Raw genomic sequence first — 20,069 nt, 5'->3', positions numbered from 1 at the left:
ACGTGGCTGACATTACAATCGGAATCGAAGCTGGTCTCTCTTCACTCCAACTGCCGTTTGTATTTGCAAATCCAGCTCCAGTTGGCGAAGCTGCCCCGTAGTTGAATCGTACCATAGTTGGTAATTGACTATCATTCCGTTCGTTATATTCGGAGTCAAATCCTGAAGAGGGAAGGATGGACCTAACCACATCGATAATAACGAAGAGACTTCCTCAGGTGGTACCGCTATCCGGTATCCACTCCATCCTTGCCCTGCAGTATCTTCAAGGCGTTCAGGGCTGACCGATTGCAAAACTCCCTTGAGCAATACTGCGTGCTCATACGGGGTGAACATCGCATAAGGCAGTGCGGCATGATCCTGTATCTGGCCATCCATTCGCACCGATACTGGCTGCCCATCTTTTCTGGCTATTTCAAGCTGGTGGCCACCGATTTCTCCTGCGAGCTGAAATTGCTCATTTTGATATCGCCCATGCAAGGTCTGATTCTGCATGTATACGAGAAATGAGCGTTCCTCGTCCTTCGTGATCTGCTCCAAAAGCTCCGCTACCGTCTTCGTCTGCTTCGTCCCTGTTGTTTGTCTGACGGCAGGCGCAGTATCTGTATTGGCAGATCGACTTACTGTCCCCAATACAATCCCGAGGAGAAATAGACCGAGTAGGATTGGAATGAGCCACCACAGCATTTTGGGCCGGATGTACATGTCGTCCCCCCTGTCCCATTTTTGTCTTTAGCCTATGCTATACGGGAAGGTTTTAGAACGACACGGAAAAGTTGCTAATCATAGCTTAAGGTTGGGCGGTCATACTACACATACACCCCGAGGAGGTGAGCGCGTGACATCTTCGCAACAAACCACATCTCCTGACATACTTGGGTTTCTGTTACAGGAATACCGCGTCTCCTGGGCAGGATTGTCGTCTCCCTTGCGTCAATGGTCGCACACACCCACTCTTCATTTTCGCCATCATCTCCTGACAAAAGCTGTGGCAAAAATGAACAACGGAACGTCGTAGTATCCCAATTCCCCTACCTACACCTGCACTGCCTTACTCCTGTCCCCCACCTGACAGGAGCCTTTTACCGTTTTAACGTTTGGAATACGCGGTTTGCTTCGTAAATCGCGCGCTCCTCATCGATGGTTAACAACTTATGATTACGCATTAAGAATTTACCCGCTACAATCGTATCTTTCACATCTCGTCCATTTGCCGCGTACACCACGTGTGAAATCGGTTGGTGTGCTGGGTGGAAATGGGCTTGATGGCTATCCATCACGATCAAGTCAGCTTGCTTGCCTACTTCAATGCTTCCGAGTGTTTCTTCTTGGAAAACCCCTTCTGCGCCATAACGAGTAGCCATGCGAAGTGCTTCCTCTGCTGGAACCGCTACTGGGTCATTATTTACACCTTTGTGCAGGATCGCAGCGAGCTTCAATTCCTCAAACAAATTCAAATTGTTGTTGCTTGCCGAGCTGTCAGTACCCAGTGATACGCTTACGCCTTTTGCCAACATTTTCGGAACAGGCGCAACACCGCTTGCCAGCTTCAGGTTGCTCACGACATTATGAGAAACTCTCACGTTGTATTTTGCCAAAATGTCGATTTCTTCATCCGTTAGGTGAACAGCGTGCGCGACGAGTGTTGGGCGATTGAACATGCCCAGCTTTTCTAAATGAGCGACTGGACGCAGTCCGTAGTCCTTCTCGTTTTGACCGACTTCCCAAGCGGTTTCAGACATATGGATATGAAGCGGCAAGGACAACTCATCGGCTTTTTCGATAATTTGGGTAATAAATTCTGGCGAGCAGGTGTACGGCGCATGCGGTGCCATCATGACGGTAATACGTCCGTCTGCCTGATTATGCCATTCTTTTGCAAAAAGAGTCGCGTCTTTCAGCTTTGTTTGACGTTCTTCTTCGGAGCACAAACCGATCATCCCTCGGCAAAGGCGGGCACGCATTCCAGCTGCATCGACTTCTTTTGCCACAACATCCATATGATCATACATATCCACAAACGTAGTGGTTCCCGTACGAATCATCTCAATAAGCGACAGTTGAGTACCCCATTTTACTGTATCTCCCGTGAATTGCGCCTCCAATGGCCACATTTTGTCTTCCAGCCATTGTTGCAGCGGCAAATCATCTGCATAACCGCGTAGGAGGGACATACCAGCATGTCCATGCGTGTTGATTAAACCAGGGAGTATGTAGTCTCCTTTTTGATCGATAACCTCATCGTATCCTGCTTCTGATAGGTCCTCAGGAGTTGGGCCCACATACGTAATCTTGTTACCTTCGAATGCTACGGCACCATCGTAAATGACTTCATTCGTATCGTTAACGGTAATGACTGTTGCGTGAATGAGGATCGTCTTTTTCATAGTATACACTCCATTCTTATGTCAAGTAGTAGGCCAGGCTTTGCAGGTTGGACGTCACGTCCGCATAGTGAATGCGAACATCTTTTCCTGCGCGAATCGTCGTAGGGGCAAAATTCAAGATCCCCTTGATACCCGCTTGAGTCAACTGATCACATACGGATTGCGCTGCAGGTGCCGGTACCGTAATAATCGCCAGCTTGATTTGCTTGTTTACGATTGTCTCTTCCAGCTCTGATAAAGGCTGAATCGGTATACCTGCGACTTTTTTACCCTGCTTCTCTGGATTATTATCAAAGATGGCCGCAATCCGCATGTTATCTTTCAAATAAGCGTTGTAGTTACTAATGGCATGGCCCAAATGCCCAGCTCCGACCAAAGCGACACGGATTTCATCTGTTAGCTTTAGAATTTCACGTATTTTTTCCACCAGATAATCGACATCATAGCCGATTCCCTTTTTTCCAAAATCACCAAAAGCTGCAAGATCTTTTCTGATTTGGGCAGGATTCACATCGAGATTCTTGCCCATCTGTTGGGAGGAAACGGTGGTCACCTCAACTTGCTGCAAATAACTGAGGTAACGCAGATAAATCGGCAAACGACGGACGACCGCTTCCGAAATCTTTTCGTGTTTTGCCACGTTCGGTCTTCCCCCCTAATTCTTTTGCTTCAAAATCCGATATTCTTTTCCATTCGATAAAATGGTAATGGAACCGTCGTGGCTGGTAACGTATGTCTCGGCCCATGACTCACCCAGGCGCTCCATGACTTCCGTCTGACCGTCTTTCATTTGATCCCGGGATCGGCCTGTCTGAATAATGGCGACCTGGGGATCGACCTTCGTCAGAAACGGTTGCGAAGAGCCTTGATTGCTTCCCTGACCAGCTACCTTTAGCACTTCCGCCTTCAATCTGTCATTTTGCCGTTCCAACAGTCGCTCTTCTGCTTTTTCATTCACAGCACTCATAAATAAAAATCGCAGTTGGCCATGCGTCAGTCGAAAAACGAGAGAATTATTCTGGGGCGATAAAAATAACGGTTCATCCGGGAGCAACACTTCCATGGAGATATCTTGGTCAAGAGTGAGTACTTGTCCTTGCTCTGCTTCCATCTGCTTTTGGTTGGAGCGAAGCAGCACGACATGGCGAATGGATGGCGCGATCAGCTTGGGCAAAATGACGGCATCTACAAGCACTTGTTGGCTCAATGAAGCGTAGCCTCCCATATGCTCAGGCTGGTCGTTCGTCAACACTACATAGTCGAGCCGTGTGATCTTGAGCTCTGCCAAGCGCGCCGAAAGAACGGGCCAATCTTCTGCCGTACCCGTATCAATCAGCATCGTTTTACCGCCTGGCATTCTCAAAAGCGTACTCTCACCATGTGGAAGTGCCAAGTAGGTGACAATGAGACCCGAAAATTCCTGTTCTGTCTCCGTTTCAAACGGGTCATCTATCTTCACTGCTGCTTCTTGCAAATACAAATGGCTATCAATCGAGCATGCGCTAAGGAAAATCGCACTAAGAACTACAGTCCACCAACGCCACGCTTTTTTCCATAACATTTATTTTATCACCTTAATCCCTATGAGACTATTGCTTCATTTTATGAATCTGACAGGGATTGCATACTAAGGAATGGCTCTATGCGCTCTCGCAGTGTTGGCCATGGACCGCTTTCGATTTGAAATGGCGGCAAAGATTGAAGGAATGAGCGTCCATATCTCGCCTCAACCACACGCGTGTCGAGAACGATCACGACCCCTCGATCCAAGTGATGGCGAATTAATCGTCCCACCCCTTGCTTAAATTGCAGAACGGCTTGTGGAAGAGACAACGACATAAAGGCGTTTTTTCCTTCTGCCTTCAAAAGCTCTGCCCTTCCTTGATAGACAGGGTGATTCGGCGGAGCAAACGGTAGGCGAACAATGACCAAACTGCTCAGCCATTCCCCCTGGATATCGACACCTTCCCAGAAGCTGCTCGTCCCAAGCAGAACACTTCTCTCCATGCTTCGGAACAGTCGCACCAGCTTGCTCCGGTTGTTGCTATCAATCCCGTGACCGAATAACGTATACGGTTCTGGAGCCTCCGCTAGCCGCTCCTTCATCGCTTGATAAACAAGGCGAAGCATCGAATGGGAGGTAAACAGGATCAGCGTCCTTCCTTTCGAAGCCAGTACGACATCCACGCACCCTTGTATGACCGCCTCCAAATACGTGTGGTCACTCTCTTTGCCTGGTGCCGGGAAATCAGATGGGATCAACAGCAGCCCCTGCTCTTCATAATGAAACGGCGATGGCAATGACAAGGTACGCACTCGTTCCTCGGGCAGTTGGTCGAGACCAAACTGGCTTTTGATGTAGGAAAAGCTGTTTTTGACCGTCAGAGTGGCTGATGTCAAAATCAGACTCCGCTTTTGCGCGAACAGTGGTTCTGCCAGTGAGTCGGCAACCTTCAAGAGTGCTGCGGACAAATGCACCTGCTTGCGAGCTGTACGGGACTCTACTTCCATCCAATACACATACTCGGCATCCTGCTCAAGTAAAAAGAAGTGAAGCAGCTCCACCGTATTCTGCCAGTCTTTAATGAGACCAAATAAATCTGTCAGTAGACTACGTACAGCAAAAGGTGGTTTTTCCTCTTGCGGAGTCGTTCGCAAAAGCTGCTCGATGCCCGCTGCATATGCAGTCATCCCTTCAATCAGCTTTTTGGTTACTTTGCGTATCTTCTCGTGTTTGCCTACAAACGATTCGATCCGATAACGTACCGTCTCACGACCAGCGTCCGTCGTCTCCTCCGCACGATCTGATGCCCATGCATACAAGAGCTGTGTCCATTGCTGCGCTTTCTCTCGCAAGGTCGCGGACTGTTTTCTCAGCTCCAAAAGTTTTGCCACTACCTCTTCTTGTACCGCAGGCACCCAGCTTTGCAGCTCTTCTGCGAAGCGTGCAATTGACCCACTTTCTTCAACCGATGCACGATCTAGCAAGAAAAGAAGCTGCGTGGTTGAAAATTGCTTGCCTAAATGCTGTGTCGCAGCATCCTCCAAATGATGGGCCTCATCTACGATGGCAACTTCATACGCAGGGAGGATCCTGTTTTCCGCTTGCAGATCGCTGATGAAAAGGGCGTGATTGACGATGAGGACATCGACATCGCGAGCCCGTTCCTTCGCCTGAAAATAGTAACAGCGACTAAACCACGGACAAGCCCGATTCAGGCAAGAGCCCGTATCACTTTTTACCTGTTGCCACAGCAGCTGGCCACTTGGAGGCATGCTCAGCTCTTCAACGTCACCAGTAACGGTTTGCGTGAGCCACGTCAGCATCTGCCCTTTTACCAAGCGCATTTCTTGGCTGCTTCCTTCTACAGGCTCGTCCACAGCTTGTTCAAATTTACGCAAGCATAAGTAGTTTCCTCTGCCTTTTAGCGTCGAAGCAGTAAACGAAAACGGCAACGACTCCTGCAAGGTAGCGATTTCCTTATGAAATAGCTGTTCCTGCAATTGAATGGTATTGGTACTGACCACCAGCTGCTGCTGATTGTGATGGGCCCAAATGATCCCCGGCAAGAGATAGGCTAATGATTTTCCCGTACCTGTCCCCGCCTCAACCAATAAATGGGTGCCATCCTCCATTGCCTCATAGACAGCATGCATCATCGCTTCTTGAGCATCCCTACGTTGATACCCCGACATTTTTGCCTGCATGTACCCGTTTTCGCCCAAAACATCCTCGAGCTGCTCGGCAAACGCTTTGGTCACTGTCACATCAACAGGAGGATGCTTCAGGGACGCTGTTAATTTTTCTTCGCGTTTCCGTAAGGCCAACTGGCGATAAATATCCCACATATCGGAGGAATCCGTTTTGGTTGGCGTTCCATCCAGCTCTGGCAGCTCTATTAGCTTTTCCATCTCGATCTGCCGCAAAAGAACCTCGATATCTGAGCGAAACGAAGAGACGAGTATCTGCAGCCGCTGGATCGTTACAAGTGGCAATTTCTTTAAAATATCCAGCAAGTGGAGAAACAGCTGGGCCGTGGCAAGCGCATCACTATCTGCTTGATGAGGATTATCGTGCTCGATTTCCAGCTCAGACGCCAGTTCTCCGAGTCTGTAGCTATTTTGCATCGGCAAAAGAACACGGGATAGCTCCACCGTATCAAGCACGTAGCCGTCAAACGCATAATAGCCCTGGCTCAGCAGGGCTTCTTGTAAAAATTGGAGATCAAAGCTTGCATTATGTGCAACAAAAGCTCGCCCGTCCAATAAACGCAAGAAATCTGGAAACACTTCTTCCAAGGAAGGAGCATCTGCAACCATCTCGTTGGTAATCCCTGTTAATTGGGTAATAAAAGGGGGAATATCCTGGCCCGGATGAATCAGGGTGGAAAAACTCTCGGTAATCTGCCCGTCATCGATTGCGACGGCACCAATCTGAATGATGCTGTCCCCTTGGCGTGGATGGCTTCCCGTCGTCTCAAAATCTACAACAAGTAATCGATTCAAACGTTGTCACCTCGTAACCTGGGCGGAAACATTCAATCCGCACTCATTCACATTCGGCAACGATGGGAAATATTCCTGCTCTCCTGTACATTTACGGCTGTACCAGCTCAGTCTGCATTTCTGATTGACCGAGCTTGCTTGCACACAATTGCAGATAGATGGGGATTTCCCATAACTGTTCTGCGAATGGCAATGCCCGTTGAAAATATTGTTCAGCCAGGCGCCAATTTTCTTCCACAACCGCGATTCTTCCCAGATGAAAATACCCTAACGAACGTACATATGGCTCAGCGTCTTCCAGGAAATACTTTGCCATCCGTTTTGCTTCGTGTGTATCCCCAAGCTTTTCGTATGCGGAAATCATCCCGGATTGTCCGAGGCGATTGTCTCGGTTTTTCTCCAGCATGATCCGAAACGCTTTGATCGCTTCGTCTACCCTTCCGTCAAACAACAGCATCCAGCCATAACTAAAAAGAAAGTCGTCATTTTCGGGTGCAAGACTGATCGCTTTTTTGACGAGCGTCAATGCGCGCTTCGTACCAGCAATCAGCCAAGTATTCCAGGCCAAGCCATGCCACGTCCACCCATCTTTTGGGGAACGCTCCGTCAAAAAGTGATAGCAAATCTGTGCCCGGTGGTAATTGCCCACTGTTTCGTATAAAGAGGCCATTTCCTGAAGAGTATCGCTGTCCAAATCGCGTGTCGGTAGTTGCAAGCCTTTCGGCGGGCTCCATTCCACCGTCTGGTCCATCATATGCAGTAATTTGGCAGCACGTAGCCATAGCATCTGCGCTTCCCAATCGTGCTCGTTTTTTTCTAGATACGGTTCCAATTCGTCCAAAGCTTCCTGTGCATCGCCATCTCTTAAATAGCATAGCGCGAGGTTGTATTTGGCTTCTTCCTGTTCTGGCTTGATCTCGAGAGACGTTTTAAAAGCTTGTGCTGCCTCTAGCCATTGCTCCTCTTCCGCAAGTATACACCCGATGGCATTAAAACTGATGGCCACAATGGTAGGGGAGCCAGCTGTCCTGCCGAGAAGACGGAATTCCCGAAAAGCTAATTCCTTCTCCTCACACAAAAGGAGACTGTAGGCATAATATAGTCGCCCACTTTCCCAGTCTGGCGATTTTTGAACTAATTCTGCAAAACACTTTTTCGCGTCTTGGAACATACGCAAATGATAAAAGCCTTCCCCACGACGAAAAATCGGCTCGTATGCGTTTGTTTCAATGGCCTTTGGTGATTCTGTTTTCACCTTCGGCTGATGCGCCTTTTTCTCTTCTGCCGGAAGCTGTCCTTCCATTTCCTTGATGTTGCGAATCGCATTCGATAATTTTTCTTCGAACTGCAGCCACAGGTCTACGACAGTATCACTTACTTGGCGCAATTGAAACAATTGTTCTGCGAGCTGAAGACGTTCTTGTTCAGAAGCCCCCTGCCACTTCTCTTCAATCGTCTGCGCTTTGTTCCGAAGCGTATGAAACCAGTCCTCGATTTTCACAAGAAAAGCCACCCCCTATGAGGCATGAGTACTTTCATTGTCTCACAAGGCAGGTGGCTCTATGCAGGAGTCGACAGATCGCTTACAGAATCGTCGCGTGTACTTCTTCCGCGATCAATTCTTTGATCTGATTTTTTTCATCCATGATGGCGACACGTGGCTTGTAGGTTCTTGCCTCTTCATCCGTCATCATCGCATAGGCAATAATAATCACGATATCGCCCTCTTGTACGAGACGTGCAGCTGCTCCGTTCAAGCAAATGACGCCACTGCCTGGAGCACCTTCGATGACGTAGGTTTCCAGACGCGCTCCGTTGTTGTTATTGACGATTTGTACTTTTTCATTTGGCAAAATATCCAGCGCATCCAACAAATTTTTGTCGATGGTAATACTTCCAACATAGTTCAAGTTTGCCTCAGTTACCGTTGCGCGATGGATTTTTGCTTTCATCATGGTGCGGAACACTACCAATTCCTCCCTTATTACTACTTGATTGTTGTAATCGTATTGTCGATCAGACGTGTTTTGCCAAAACGAACAGCTAGCGCGATGATGATCGTCTGACCTGCCGTTTCCTGCTCCATTGGTGTAAGCGCTGGATAGCTCAAAATTTCCACATAATCAATGTCAGCCAACGACTTTTCGGAAATCATTTGCGTAATACGATCCTTGATTGTAGAAAGAGCAACGCCCTCGTTCAGCCATTCCTCTGCTTGCCTCAGGCTCTGTGATAGCACGAGTGCTTGTGCTCGCTCATCCGCTGACAAGTAGACATTCCGAGAGCTCAGGGCAAGCCCATCCGCTTCGCGTACAATCGGGCATGGAACGATTTGCACTGGCATCGACAAGTCGTGAACCATTTGCGTCACAACAGCTATCTGCTGGGCATCCTTTTGTCCAAAAAAGGCGTAATCGGGCTGGACAATTTGAAACAATTTATTGACGACGGTCGATACGCCATCAAAATGACCCGGACGAGAAGCTCCACACAATGGAGTCGTCACGTTTGCCACTGAAATATTGGTCAGCATCGGCGTCGGATACATCTCGCTCACTTCCGGGGTAAACAGGAAGTCCACTCCTGCTTCTTCCGCCATTTTGCTATCTCGTTCGATATCACGCGGATAACGATCAAAGTCTTCATTCGGTCCGAATTGCAGCGGGTTTACGAAAATGCTCATCACAACCAAATCGCATACTTCACGAGCAGCTTTCACCAAGCTGAGATGTCCTTCATGCAGAAAGCCCATGGTCGGTACCATTCCGATTGTTTTGCCTTGCCGACGAGCATCTTTTAAATGAACACGCAACTCTGCAATGGTGGAGACTTGCTTCATCATTGTTTGCATCATGACTGTTTCACTCCTTCCCCGTACAATTCCTTGATGGTTTCTTCAGAGGCATGGAAGACATGCTCTTGTCCTGGGAAGCTTCTTGCTTCCACTTCTTTGTTATAAGTCTCCACTGCTTCACGGATTGTTTCCCCAATGTTTGCGTAGCGCTTCACGAATTTTGGTGTGATATCCGATGCATAGCCGACCATATCATGGAACACCAGCACTTGCCCATCACAAGTTGCACCCGCTCCAATTCCGATCACAGGGATGTCCAGCTTGTCTGCAATCATGCCTGCGACCTCTTCCGGAACACATTCCAGAACAATAGCGAATGCTCCCGCTTCTTGAATTGCAAGGGCTTCGTCCAGCAATTTTTTGGCCGCCTCTAGATCTCTTCCTTGTACTTTGTAACCGCCTAATTGATGTACCGATTGCGGAGTAAGCCCAATATGTCCAACGACAGGGATGCCTGCTTGTACACAGCGTGTAATGATTGGGGCGAGTTCACGGCCCCCTTCCATTTTGACCGCCTTGGCCAGCCCTTCTTGCATTAGTCTGCCCGCGTTTTTCACCGCTTCCTCAACTGTTCCGTGATAGCTGAGGAAAGGCAGATCTGTCACGACAAATGCACGCTTGGCCCCTCTCGTTACTGCTTTCGTATGATGTAGCATATCCTCCATCGTAACAGGGATCGTGGAGTCATAACCAAGTACGACCATTCCCAATGAATCACCGACCAAAATCATATCAATGCCAGCTTCATCTACTAATTTGGCTGACGGATAATCATAGGCGGTCACCATGGTAATCGGAGTTCGCGTTTCTTTTTTCTTGCGGATACTCGAAGTCGTAATCGGTCTGTCGTTTTGTGCCATTTTTCATTGCTCCTCTTTTGCATCAAGCCCGTGGATCGTGTGAGGAATAAAAAAACCTTCTCGCGTCAATCGGGAGAAGGTTGTCCATGTCAAAAAGACATTTTGCGTTAGCGGATTCCTTCTGTCTCGGTCCACACAGGCTCTGAGCAGATTTTTGTCCTTGCACGTATTGATTTAAGATTACACGATAGATACAAAAATACTCCGGGAGTACCGTTCACGAAGTGATACAGCCTCCAAATTGGAGTATAACAAATGCTTCAACCATTTGCACGATAATTGACATCAGCCGAATAAACTTTGTGAATCTGTCCAGCCTGATCCTCGACCATGAGTACGCCTTCTTCATCCAAACCAACAGCACGACCTTCCAGCTGTTGTGAAATCGTCTGGAGTGTCACCCATTTGCCAATGGTGTATGAATGATTCTCCCACTCTTGTTTGACACGCTCAAAGCCAGCTCGCAAATAGTGGTCGTACTCTTCTTCAAAAATTCGGCAGAGTCGCTGGATAAACGTAACACGCTTTAGTGACTCACCAGATTCAATTCGAAGCGAAGTCACAATCTGTGCCAATTCATTTGGGAAATCAGACTCGACACTGTTGGCATTGAGCCCTATTCCGATTACTAAATAATTGACTCGATCAGATTCAGCATTGAGCTCTGTCAAAATCCCGCATACTTTTTTGTCACCGATAAAAATATCGTTCGGCCATTTGATTTTGACAGGCAACCCAGTCCCTTCACGGATTGTTTTCGCTACAGCAACCGCCGTTAGCAATGTCATTTGAGGTGTCTTCGGTAACGGAATCGAAGGTCGGATGATCAAGCTCATCCAGATCCCCGTTCCTTTCGGAGAATGCCAGGGTCGACCGAGTCTGCCTTTCCCACCTGTTTGCAGCTCGGCGAGCACAATCGTACCTTCTACTGCCCCTTTTGCCGCAGCCTCATGTGCGAGTGGCTGTGTAGATACCACCTCATCGTAAGCGATGACATTTTGACCGATCCGATTCGTTTCCAGTCCAGCCATAATTTCTGCTGCGGACAAGCGATCAGGGGCAACCAGCAGGCGATACCCCGATTTGCGAACCGCCTCTACCTCGTAACCATCTCGACGCAGCTCTTCGATATGTTTCCAAACCGCCGTCCTTGAGCAGCCGCATGTTTGGCTTAATTCTTCACCAGAAATGAAACTGCCTGGCTGATCACGGAATGCTTGGAGGATGACTTGCTTAATGTTCATCTTGTGCAACCTCTTTCTTTGCAACTTCGACAAGTGCTTCTGGTGTATTTGGTAAACCATGCAGAGCCGTTTGTCTAAGCAACGATTCCAAGACGCGGACAATCCACTCGCCTGGCTTTTTCTGAACAGCTATTTGCAGGTCAAGCCCCGTGATTGCCAAATCCTTGATGGTTTTGACAGGCATGTTTTCGTATTGATCGAGGAGTGCCTGCATCGAAAACGATTGCCTCTCCTCCCACCAACACGCTTGCAATAAAAGAAAGAACTCGTTGCACGTGTCCCACCCGACTTCAAGCAGCAATGGTCCCCACTCGATCTCTTGAGGGATATCCCATTTCGGCTGCAATCGCGTAAGAAGTTCAACCAAGCAACAAATTGCTTCTGTCTCGCGTTTGGACATTTTGAGGAATCGGCATACTTCACGCGCTTGCACAGGTGAATAATTCGCAGTAAACAGGAGCAACGACCATTTTTGCGTCACGGTTTGCAAATGACGGAGCCGCCAAGCATGCTCATTTGAGAGGATGAACAGTTTTTCTACCTCCGGAGCATACGCCATGAGCCTCGTTTCATTCAACAACTGACAACCAACCTCTGGAGCTTTACTGTCGAGCGTTTTATTCAGCTCTTCCCTGATGCGCTCCACAGCAATATGAGCTAACAAAGGTGCCGTCTGTTTCATAGCAAGCATGGTTTGGTCTTCTATAGCAAAACCTAGCTGAGAAGCAAATCGCACACCTCGTAAAAGTCGAAGGGCATCCTCCTGAAATCTCTCTAGTGGAATGCCTACAGCCCGAACCAACCGATGCTCTATGTCCTCTTGTCCACCGAACGGGTCGTGCAATACTAGATGACGATCCATCGCCATTGCGTTCATCGTAAAATCACGTCGCTCTAGATCGAGTCGAAGTTCTGAAACGAACTGAACCTCAGCGGGTCGACGGTAATCTTCATATTTTCCTTCCGTCCGAAACGTGGTTACTTCAAATAGCTGCCCCTCGACTTTTACAGATACAGTACCGTGTTTCAGACCAGTCGGGACATGATCGGGAAACAATCGGATGACGTCGCCGGGATGGGCATTCGTACATATATCTATATCATGAACAGGTCGTTGTAAAAGCCAATCTCGGACGCAACCACCCACGTAGTAAGCTTCAAAGCCGTGTTCCTCCAATCTGTCGAGAACACGCTTTGCCAATTCTATCGCCAATCCAATCCCCCCTTTCTGGTTTGCTCCGCCTGATCTACACAAGGAGGCGTTTTTCATGAGAGTTCTGTATGGATTGTTCATTTTACTATCCAAGGTGCATCAGCTAGCCAAAAGCACCATCTTACGTTCAAAAGCTTAGGTTTTCTTCGGATTTGCTTCCCAGCAGGTTGGCGTAAAGTGCTTCATACTTCGAGGCAATCGTTTCATGACAAAATGTTTTGCAGGATCGCTCAATGCTGTTCGCAGAGAATTCGCGGTATAGCTCTTCATTTTGCAAGAGACGTATTGTTTCTTTCGCCATGCCTTCCACATCGCCAATTGGACGCAAGAAACCGTTCACACCATCCAGCACGACTTCGGGCAAACCTCCTGCCACTGTTGCGACGACAGGCACACCGCAAGCCATTGCTTCTAGTGCAACGAGGCCGAAGCTTTCCTTTTCTGATGGAAGCAACATGATGTCTGCCATGGACAATACCTCGGCAACGTCTTCCTGCTTACCGAGGAAGCAAACATCGTCGTTCAGACCGAGCTCAGCGATCATCTTGCGGACCAGCCCCATTTCGGGACCTTCACCAATAAGGATTAGTCTGGAAGGCACTTCTTCACGTACGCGTGAAAATATTTCAATCACATCCGGCACTCGTTTAACCGGACGGAAATTAGAAATGTGCATAAGAATTTTTTCACCATTCGGTGCAAACACCTTTTTCAGCTTCGTAACCTCTTTCGGGTAATAACGCCGCTTGTCTACGAAGTTGTACACTGGGACAATTTCTTTTTCCGTATGCAGCAGCTCTTTCGTCTGCCTGATCAAATCATTGGACACCGCTGTTACCAAATCGCTTCGCTCAATACCGAAGCGGATCATATCACTCAGATTCGAGTCATAACCCAGAACGGTAATATCCGTCCCGTGCAGGGTGGTCACAATTTTCAAATGATCCCCTACCATTTGCTTGGCAAGGAACGCACACAACGCATGTGGCACAGCATAATGCACATGTAATAAGTCCAGGTTTTCATTTTTCGCCACTTGCGCCATTCGGTTCGCCAAGGTCAAATCATAGGGTGGATATTTAAAAACATCATAGTTGTTCACTTCTACTTCATGATAGAAAATGTTTGGGTGAAACGCGCCTAAGCGAAATGGCATTCCACCTGTAATGAAATGAACTTGATGTCCTCGCTCAGCCAATAGCTTGCCAAGCTCCGTAGCTACTACGCCCGATCCGCCCAATGACGGATAGCATGTAATCCCGATCTTCATACAGTGTCACTCCTTCTCACAAGCTCTTTAATACATACGGAGCTGCACTGACAAATCCTTCTGCGTAGGCTACACCAGCCTGCTGACCAAATAATCGTTCTCGATACTCGACAGACTCCAGATACCCATTGGTAAGGGGTGTTTGAACACTGCCTTCTTCAAGCTCAAACTGACTGCGGTAGCAACGCAGCGCCTCCATTTTTTGCGAATAAACGCCAGTGATATCCACGACAACCTGCGGTGTGACAGTGGAATTAATAAAATAGTAAAGGAATTGCGATGGTCGATAGGCAGGCAAAGAAGGCTCCGGCAAATACTTGCGGATGCCTGCATTAAACACCGCTTCTCGAACGATACGACTTACACTTTCGTGATCTGGATGACGATCCGAATAATAAGGCGCAAGCACAATGGCTGGGCGTGTTTCACGAATCAGCTTAACGACGCGTTCAATCGCACTTTCCCTGACTGCTTCCAAGCCACGATCAGGTAGTCCAAAATTATAGCGGGCAGCCACTCCCATCACTTGGTCAGCGGCAGCCGCTTCCTGTTGCCTTCTCTCCACCCTTCCATTCGAAGACAATTCCGCGTAGGTCAAGTCGAGAATCCCCACGCGCTTTCCCTCTTTCGCTGCCAAAATCAGACTACCTGCCGCGCCGATCTCGACATCGTCAGGATGAGCGCCGATTGCCAAAATATCGAGTGAACTCATGCTTCATTCTCCTCACGCACCACTTCGCGCCAATCCAGTTGCCCCAGCTCCAAGGCCTTCAGCATGATTTCTGCCGAACCGAGATTGGTGGCAAACGGTATCTTGTGCACATCACACAGTCGAAGCAGTGCGATAATATCAGGTTCATGCGGTTGAGAGGTAAGCGGATCACGCAAAAAGATAATCAAATCCATCTCATTGCGGGCGATCATCGCACCGATTTGTTGATCGCCCCCTAATGGTCCTGACAGAAATCGGGTTAGGGAAAGCGACGTAGCTTCCATGATTCGCGACCCAGTTGTTCCTGTGGCATACAGGTCATGTTTTGCCAAAATGGATTCATAGGCCATCGCTAGTTGCACAATCTGTTCTTTCATTCGATCATGGGCAATCAATGCAATTTTCAAGAAAACCTCTCCCTTATGGCTGGGTAAGTGTGTATGTTAAACAAACGTTTAATCAATCAGATGTTCCAATCCGTAAATCAATCCGTTCATATTCATTACAGCTTTAATGGCCATGTTCACGCCAGGCATGAAAGATTCCCGGTTAATCGAATCATGGCGAATGGACAGCGTTTGGCCTGTTGCCCCAAACAAAACCTCTTGATGGGCCACCATGCCTGGCAGGCGGACACTATGAATCCGGAAGCCTTCGTAATCTGCTCCGCGAGCGCCTGGAATTGTTTCTACCTCTTCCGGATGCCCTTGCTTGAGCTCTTCCCGAACGGCTGCAATCATCTCCGCGGTCTTCAAAGCAGTTCCACTTGGTGCATCCAGCTTTCGGTCATGATGTAGCTCGATAATTTCCACATGTGGCATATATTTTGCTGCCATTGCGGAAAACTTCATACATAGAATCGCCCCGATTGCAAAATTCGGAGCAATGATGGCACCCAGTCCAGCTTCTTTATAGCGCTCCGTCATCTCTTGCAGCTGCTCTGTTGTCAGCCCTGTTGTTCCAACAACCGGTCGCACACCACGAGCCAGACAGAGCTCCATATGACGATACACCGTATGCGGTGTCGTAAAGTCTACCAAAACATCCGGCTTCATTTCGTCCAATTGTTGATTAATTTCTTCTTCGCTCACACGCGTATCCAAATTGCCTGTAAAAACGAGCGCCGTATCCTGCGCGAGCATTTTCACTACTTCTTGCCCCATTCGACCATTTGCGCCAGCAACTGCTACACGAATTTGTTTAGTCATGCTGCTCGTTCTCCTCTATTCTCGTCCAGCGATCTTTATCGCGGGTATTAAACTTGTGCATAATACGATCAAACGCTTCCTGCAAATCGATTCCGAGTGAGTTTGCGAAACAGATCACGATGAAGAGTACGTCACCCAGCTCTTCTTCTACTGTTTTTTCGCCTTCGTCCTTTTTCTTTGGTTTCTCTCCATAAAAGTGGTTAATTTCTCTGGCTAATTCACCTACTTCTTCGGTCATTCTAGCCAGCATCGAAAGCGGAGAAAAATATCCTTCTTTAAATTGCGATATGTATTGATCAACTTCTTGCTGCATCTCTTGCATTGTCTTTTGCCGTTCCATCCGCCCACTCCTTTTCACATTCTTCTCTCTTTCACCTATCGTACTAAAAAAGGCTTCGTTTGCCAAATCACAATACTTCGTCTTTCCAGCATATGGACAATCAAACGAGCGTTCATTTATAATGGCTTTCGGATAGCCCTCAGGTAACACAAGTATTACCTGCACATCAAGTCCGGGGGGAAGCCTGTTTCCTGATCCGGCGAACAGGAGGATATATGAAAATTCGTCTTGACAGTATCATTGCTATTATCATCGGTTCTGCCATCATGGGATTTGGTATTAACGCGTTCAACATTCCCAATCACCTAGCTGAGGGCGGTATCACTGGTATCAGTATTTTGATCAAGCTGCTAGTTCCGGTTGTAGATCAGGGAATCGTCTTCTTTGTCCTGAACGTACCGTTATTTTTCTTGGGCTGGAAAATTCTTGGACGGACTTCTTTTTTCTACACGATTTTGGGAACGGTTTCTCTTTCCGTCTTTTTATCCTTATTTGATGGTGTGCTTCCATTGCCGATGAAAGATCGCCTGCTTGCTTCCCTGTATGCCGGGGTAGCTGTTGGTGTCGGGTTAGGGATTATTTTCCGTTACGGAGGAACGACCGGCGGTGTGGACATCATTGCCAGACTGCTTCAGAAATACATGGGTATTAGCATGGGAAGAACGTTATTTTTCGGAGACATTTTGGTCATTGGGGCGTCCCTCGTCTATTTGAATCTAGAAAGCGCCATGTATACCCTTGTCGTCGTCTTTATCGCAGCACGTGTCATCGACTTTTTCCAAGATGGCGCTTATGCAGGAAAAGCATTGACGATCATCTCCAACGAAGCAGATAGCATCTCCAAGCACATTCTCGATGTAGGTCGTGGTGTGACACTCTTAGCCGGTAAAGGAGCCTACTCTGGCGAAGAAAAGAAAGTCATCTATGTCGTTGTCGGCCGAAATGAAGTCATGCGTTTTAAAACCATTGTGCAAGAAATTGACCCGCATGCTTTTGTCATCGTAAACGACGTGCATGAAGTTCTCGGAGAAGGCTTCACGCTTGATGAAAACAAGAAACCGCTTCACGATTAGCATGAAGCAGCACAGAAAAACCCTTGCCTTTTCGTACAGGCAAGGGTTTTTGCACCTTTTAGGTCGAACGGATTTCTCCGTCATATTTCTTCCATGCCACGTAAGACAAGGCCATGATCAAAGCTATCGAGATAGAAGCAAGAATAAGTATAGGAGAATCTGGCCGCATCATTAAACGAGCAAACGTACTCTTCTCTTCTCCCACAAACGCCACTTGAAAGGAGCTGTTCAATTCTCGCAACGCCTCACGAACTAGCTGCCAATCTACTTGGCTGTTTCGCATCTCTTTGGATATGATATCGTACGCAACCGTAATCGAGGACATTTGCCCCTCTGGAAGCTGAATACTCATCCCCGGCTTAATCGCCAAAAATAATCGGTAGTTCTCATCAAACTGTTCGCGAAACTGACCGAAATTCCGCTCAACAGCCGATAGCTGCAGGTTTTGGACCTGTGTGACAAGAGAAGGATAGTAGCTGCGCCACATCGGCTGGTGATCATGGGTAAGTGCGTCTATGGCGATACGGACCCGCGTGGCATGCCACAGCAATTGTTGTTCACTTGCATTTGCAGAAGCAAAGCTTTGCTTGGCTGCCAGTATGGACTGGGTCACTGCATTCAGACTTTCAATTCGTATTGGATTGGGCAAATGCTGGTTCGGGAATCGGTCTGCTAGCTGGACGATGCGCTGCTCAGCCCCTTCAAGATCTCCTTTTTTTGCATACGTCAGGAACTCATGCGCAATTTGATCCAAGGCTGCCAACTGCTTTTCTTCTATCGGCTGATTCAGCTTCGAGTACAAATTATGAATGGGCCACGACAAGAACAACCCGATCATGAGAAAGAATAATAAAAACCGGATGTTTTTCTTCAACGCAAATAACCTCCTTCCCTAGTACAGCCTATGGAAAGGAGGACAAGATTAGACCTTATTTGTCGTATACTTCATATTTACCCACCAGATCACCGAGATCGAGATCAGACTGAGAAGAACCGTAAACAAACCAACGAAGCCCTCATACGGATCCAGCACACTCGGCAGCCAAGGATGGATGTCCATGACGTAATCGAGAAAATCATTATTCAGTGTCCACAGCGCAGCGATTCCTACCGGCAGAAGACTTAGCTTGTAAAAACGCGCATACAATACAGATTCCACAGCCATGCCGGTGTGGGAAACAATCAGCATCAAGTCTGTCACGCGCACTTCATTGCCCATCAGCCAACCAGCCACGATAATGCAGACGGCCCAGACACCATACTTAAAATTGGTGATGCCAGCCAAAGCTTCCAGTACAGGAATGTGGCGACCCAACAAATAGGTAAGGAGTACAAGCGAAAAAAGTCCGCTACCTGTCGGGCTGTCCGGGACAAAAGGAATTAAATATGCTGGTGTCACAGCCAATTGGTTGCCATACCAGATAAATCCATATATGGTTCCTAAAAAGTTGACGACGAACAGCGTCCAAAGAAACCACCTTTTGCCCAAAGATTGCCGAAACCACTCCCATATCCAGATCATCTATAATCGTCTCCCGCTGTGTACGCCGCTAACGAAAAAGCTGACCGCATTACCAGCCAGCTTTTCCCCTATTAGCTTATTTCAAGCCAGCCAAGTAATCAGCTAGCTTTGCGATTTCTGCATCATCTTTGACCATACCGCCTGGCATTGCGCCTTTACCGTTCTTGATGATATCAGTAATCTTGGCTGCATCCAAAGTTGCGCCGATTTTTTGGAGGTTTGGACCCATGCCACCCTCCATGTTTTTACCGTGGCACCCCATACAGCTTGTTTGCGCTTTCCAAAGCGCATCTGCTTTAAAGCTGGTGTCAGCAGGAGCAGGTGCTGTTGCACTCGATCCCTCTTTGCCACCAGTTCCTTTACCTTTATCTGGGTGAGCCAGATGATATTCATGGTTTGCCGCCCAAGTCAGGTAGAAAACACCAACGAGTGCAGTCAGCATCAAGCCTGTAGCAACTGGACGCTTGCTAGGGCGACGCTCTTTACTGGTATCCAGCCAAGGCGCCAACATCAGTGCACCAAATGCGATACCTGGAATGACAACGATACCGAGTACGACCCAGTCCCCAGCAGCCCAAGGATATTTCAGCATTTGATACAGGAACAAGAAGTACCAGTCTGGCAACGGAATGAATGAAGTATCATTCGGGTTTGCTTTGTCAGTTAACGGCGACGGATGTGAAACCGTTAACACAAGGAAACCAACCAAGCAAACAGCTGCCACCATCCACTCTTTCAACAGGAAGTTTGGCCAGAACGGCTCATTTTTACCTGGAAAGTCGGAGTAGGCTGGAGAAATGTTTGGAATACGCTTCGCCGATACTCGGGAATCTCCGACGAAGGTAGCATCTTTATCTTGTTTTGCCATGCTATTTCCTCC

At 48.0% G+C, this 20,069-nt stretch carries 21 protein-coding genes; 2 read left to right on the top strand and 19 right to left on the bottom strand.

Features of this window, described 5'->3' with window-relative positions:
* Positions 1-12: 12 nt before the first annotated feature.
* Positions 13-705: a hypothetical protein gene (locus HP401_RS02280; RefSeq protein ID WP_173603903.1), complete on the bottom strand. Its 693-nt coding sequence runs from the start codon at positions 703-705 to the stop codon at positions 13-15.
* A gap of 133 nt (positions 706-838) precedes the next feature.
* Here HP401_RS02280 and HP401_RS02275 point away from each other — a divergent pair, with 133 nt between their 5' ends.
* Entirely contained in the window at positions 839-1,018 is a 180-nt protein-coding gene (locus tag HP401_RS02275) for a hypothetical protein (RefSeq protein WP_133257456.1), read from the top strand.
* A 64-nt stretch (positions 1,019-1,082) separates the two neighbouring features.
* On the opposite strand, the gene HP401_RS02270 is transcribed toward HP401_RS02275, so the two are convergent.
* The 15 genes from HP401_RS02270 to HP401_RS02200 form a co-directional block, all read right to left on the bottom strand.
* Positions 1,083-2,387 (bottom strand): amidohydrolase, encoded by a 1,305-nt coding sequence (locus tag HP401_RS02270; RefSeq protein WP_173603902.1) that lies wholly within the window; start codon positions 2,385-2,387, stop codon positions 1,083-1,085.
* A gap of 16 nt (positions 2,388-2,403) precedes the next feature.
* On the bottom strand, positions 2,404-3,027 hold the full coding sequence (locus HP401_RS02265) for a redox-sensing transcriptional repressor Rex (RefSeq protein WP_012686190.1): 624 nt from the start codon (positions 3,025-3,027) through the stop codon (positions 2,404-2,406).
* Positions 3,028-3,042: 15 nt separating this feature from the next.
* Positions 3,043-3,948 carry a ComEC/Rec2 family competence protein gene (locus HP401_RS02260; RefSeq protein WP_173603901.1) on the bottom strand — a complete coding sequence of 302 codons (906 nt, stop codon included), beginning with the start codon at positions 3,946-3,948 and terminating at the stop codon, positions 3,043-3,045.
* Positions 3,949-3,989: 41 nt separating this feature from the next.
* Complete coding sequence (dinG, locus tag HP401_RS02255; protein ID WP_173603900.1) at positions 3,990-6,893, bottom strand: ATP-dependent DNA helicase DinG; 2,904 nt, start codon at positions 6,891-6,893, stop codon at positions 3,990-3,992.
* Positions 6,894-6,984: 91 nt separating this feature from the next.
* The gene (locus tag HP401_RS02250) at positions 6,985-8,394 is read right to left on the bottom strand and encodes a tetratricopeptide repeat protein (RefSeq protein ID WP_173603899.1); all 1,410 of its coding nucleotides are present in this window, start codon (positions 8,392-8,394) and stop codon (positions 6,985-6,987) included.
* A gap of 82 nt (positions 8,395-8,476) precedes the next feature.
* Positions 8,477-8,860: an aspartate 1-decarboxylase gene (panD, locus tag HP401_RS02245; protein WP_007723146.1), complete on the bottom strand. Its 384-nt coding sequence runs from the start codon at positions 8,858-8,860 to the stop codon at positions 8,477-8,479.
* Positions 8,861-8,880: 20 nt separating this feature from the next.
* Entirely contained in the window at positions 8,881-9,747 is an 867-nt protein-coding gene (panC, locus tag HP401_RS02240) for a pantoate--beta-alanine ligase (protein WP_217365899.1), read from the bottom strand.
* Positions 9,744-10,607, bottom strand: a complete 864-nt coding sequence (gene panB, locus HP401_RS02235) for a 3-methyl-2-oxobutanoate hydroxymethyltransferase (protein ID WP_173603898.1) — start codon at positions 10,605-10,607, stop codon at positions 9,744-9,746. Before panB ends, panC begins: the two co-directional genes overlap by 4 nt.
* Positions 10,608-10,867: 260 nt before the next feature.
* Positions 10,868-11,851: a biotin--[acetyl-CoA-carboxylase] ligase gene (locus tag HP401_RS02230; RefSeq protein WP_173603897.1), complete on the bottom strand. Its 984-nt coding sequence runs from the start codon at positions 11,849-11,851 to the stop codon at positions 10,868-10,870.
* On the bottom strand, positions 11,841-13,064 hold the full coding sequence (locus tag HP401_RS02225; protein WP_173603896.1) for a CCA tRNA nucleotidyltransferase: 1,224 nt from the start codon (positions 13,062-13,064) through the stop codon (positions 11,841-11,843). The genes HP401_RS02230 and HP401_RS02225 overlap by 11 nt, the downstream gene beginning before the upstream one ends.
* Before the next feature lie 127 nt (positions 13,065-13,191).
* Positions 13,192-14,334: an N-acetyl-alpha-D-glucosaminyl L-malate synthase BshA gene (gene bshA / locus HP401_RS02220; RefSeq protein ID WP_173603895.1), complete on the bottom strand. Its 1,143-nt coding sequence runs from the start codon at positions 14,332-14,334 to the stop codon at positions 13,192-13,194.
* A 16-nt stretch (positions 14,335-14,350) separates the two neighbouring features.
* Positions 14,351-15,046 carry a bacillithiol biosynthesis deacetylase BshB1 gene (gene bshB1 / locus HP401_RS02215; protein WP_173603894.1) on the bottom strand — a complete coding sequence of 232 codons (696 nt, stop codon included), beginning with the start codon at positions 15,044-15,046 and terminating at the stop codon, positions 14,351-14,353.
* A complete protein-coding gene (locus HP401_RS02210; protein ID WP_012686180.1) occupies positions 15,043-15,453 on the bottom strand; it encodes a methylglyoxal synthase in 411 nt (136 codons plus the stop codon). The genes bshB1 and HP401_RS02210 overlap by 4 nt, the downstream gene beginning before the upstream one ends.
* A 48-nt stretch (positions 15,454-15,501) precedes the next feature.
* The gene (dapB, locus tag HP401_RS02205; protein ID WP_087348317.1) at positions 15,502-16,254 is read right to left on the bottom strand and encodes a 4-hydroxy-tetrahydrodipicolinate reductase; all 753 of its coding nucleotides are present in this window, start codon (positions 16,252-16,254) and stop codon (positions 15,502-15,504) included.
* The gene (locus HP401_RS02200) at positions 16,247-16,594 is read right to left on the bottom strand and encodes a nucleotide pyrophosphohydrolase (RefSeq protein ID WP_016740047.1); all 348 of its coding nucleotides are present in this window, start codon (positions 16,592-16,594) and stop codon (positions 16,247-16,249) included. The genes dapB and HP401_RS02200 overlap by 8 nt, the downstream gene beginning before the upstream one ends.
* A 215-nt stretch (positions 16,595-16,809) precedes the next feature.
* Between HP401_RS02200 and HP401_RS02195 the strand changes: the two genes are divergently transcribed.
* The gene (locus tag HP401_RS02195; RefSeq protein WP_173603893.1) at positions 16,810-17,667 is read left to right on the top strand and encodes a YitT family protein; all 858 of its coding nucleotides are present in this window, start codon (positions 16,810-16,812) and stop codon (positions 17,665-17,667) included.
* Between the two features lie 58 nt (positions 17,668-17,725).
* Here HP401_RS02195 and HP401_RS02190 read toward each other — a convergent pair whose 3' ends face one another.
* The 3 genes from HP401_RS02190 to HP401_RS02180 form a co-directional block, all read right to left on the bottom strand.
* Positions 17,726-18,541, bottom strand: a complete 816-nt coding sequence (locus HP401_RS02190; protein ID WP_064199986.1) for a sporulation protein YpjB — start codon at positions 18,539-18,541, stop codon at positions 17,726-17,728.
* 48 nt (positions 18,542-18,589) lie between these two features.
* Positions 18,590-19,189: a DUF1405 domain-containing protein gene (locus HP401_RS02185; RefSeq protein WP_016740044.1), complete on the bottom strand. Its 600-nt coding sequence runs from the start codon at positions 19,187-19,189 to the stop codon at positions 18,590-18,592.
* Positions 19,190-19,265: 76 nt separating this feature from the next.
* Entirely contained in the window at positions 19,266-20,057 is a 792-nt protein-coding gene (locus HP401_RS02180) for a menaquinol-cytochrome c reductase cytochrome b/c subunit (RefSeq protein ID WP_173603892.1), read from the bottom strand.
* Positions 20,058-20,069 lie beyond the last annotated feature (12 nt).

Source organism: Brevibacillus sp. HB2.2, from assembly GCF_013284275.1.
Taxonomy (GTDB): domain Bacteria; phylum Bacillota; class Bacilli; order Brevibacillales; family Brevibacillaceae; genus Brevibacillus; species Brevibacillus brevis_D.
Note: the sequence above shows the minus strand (reverse complement) of the source record. Positions and strands in the feature narration are given on the sequence as shown.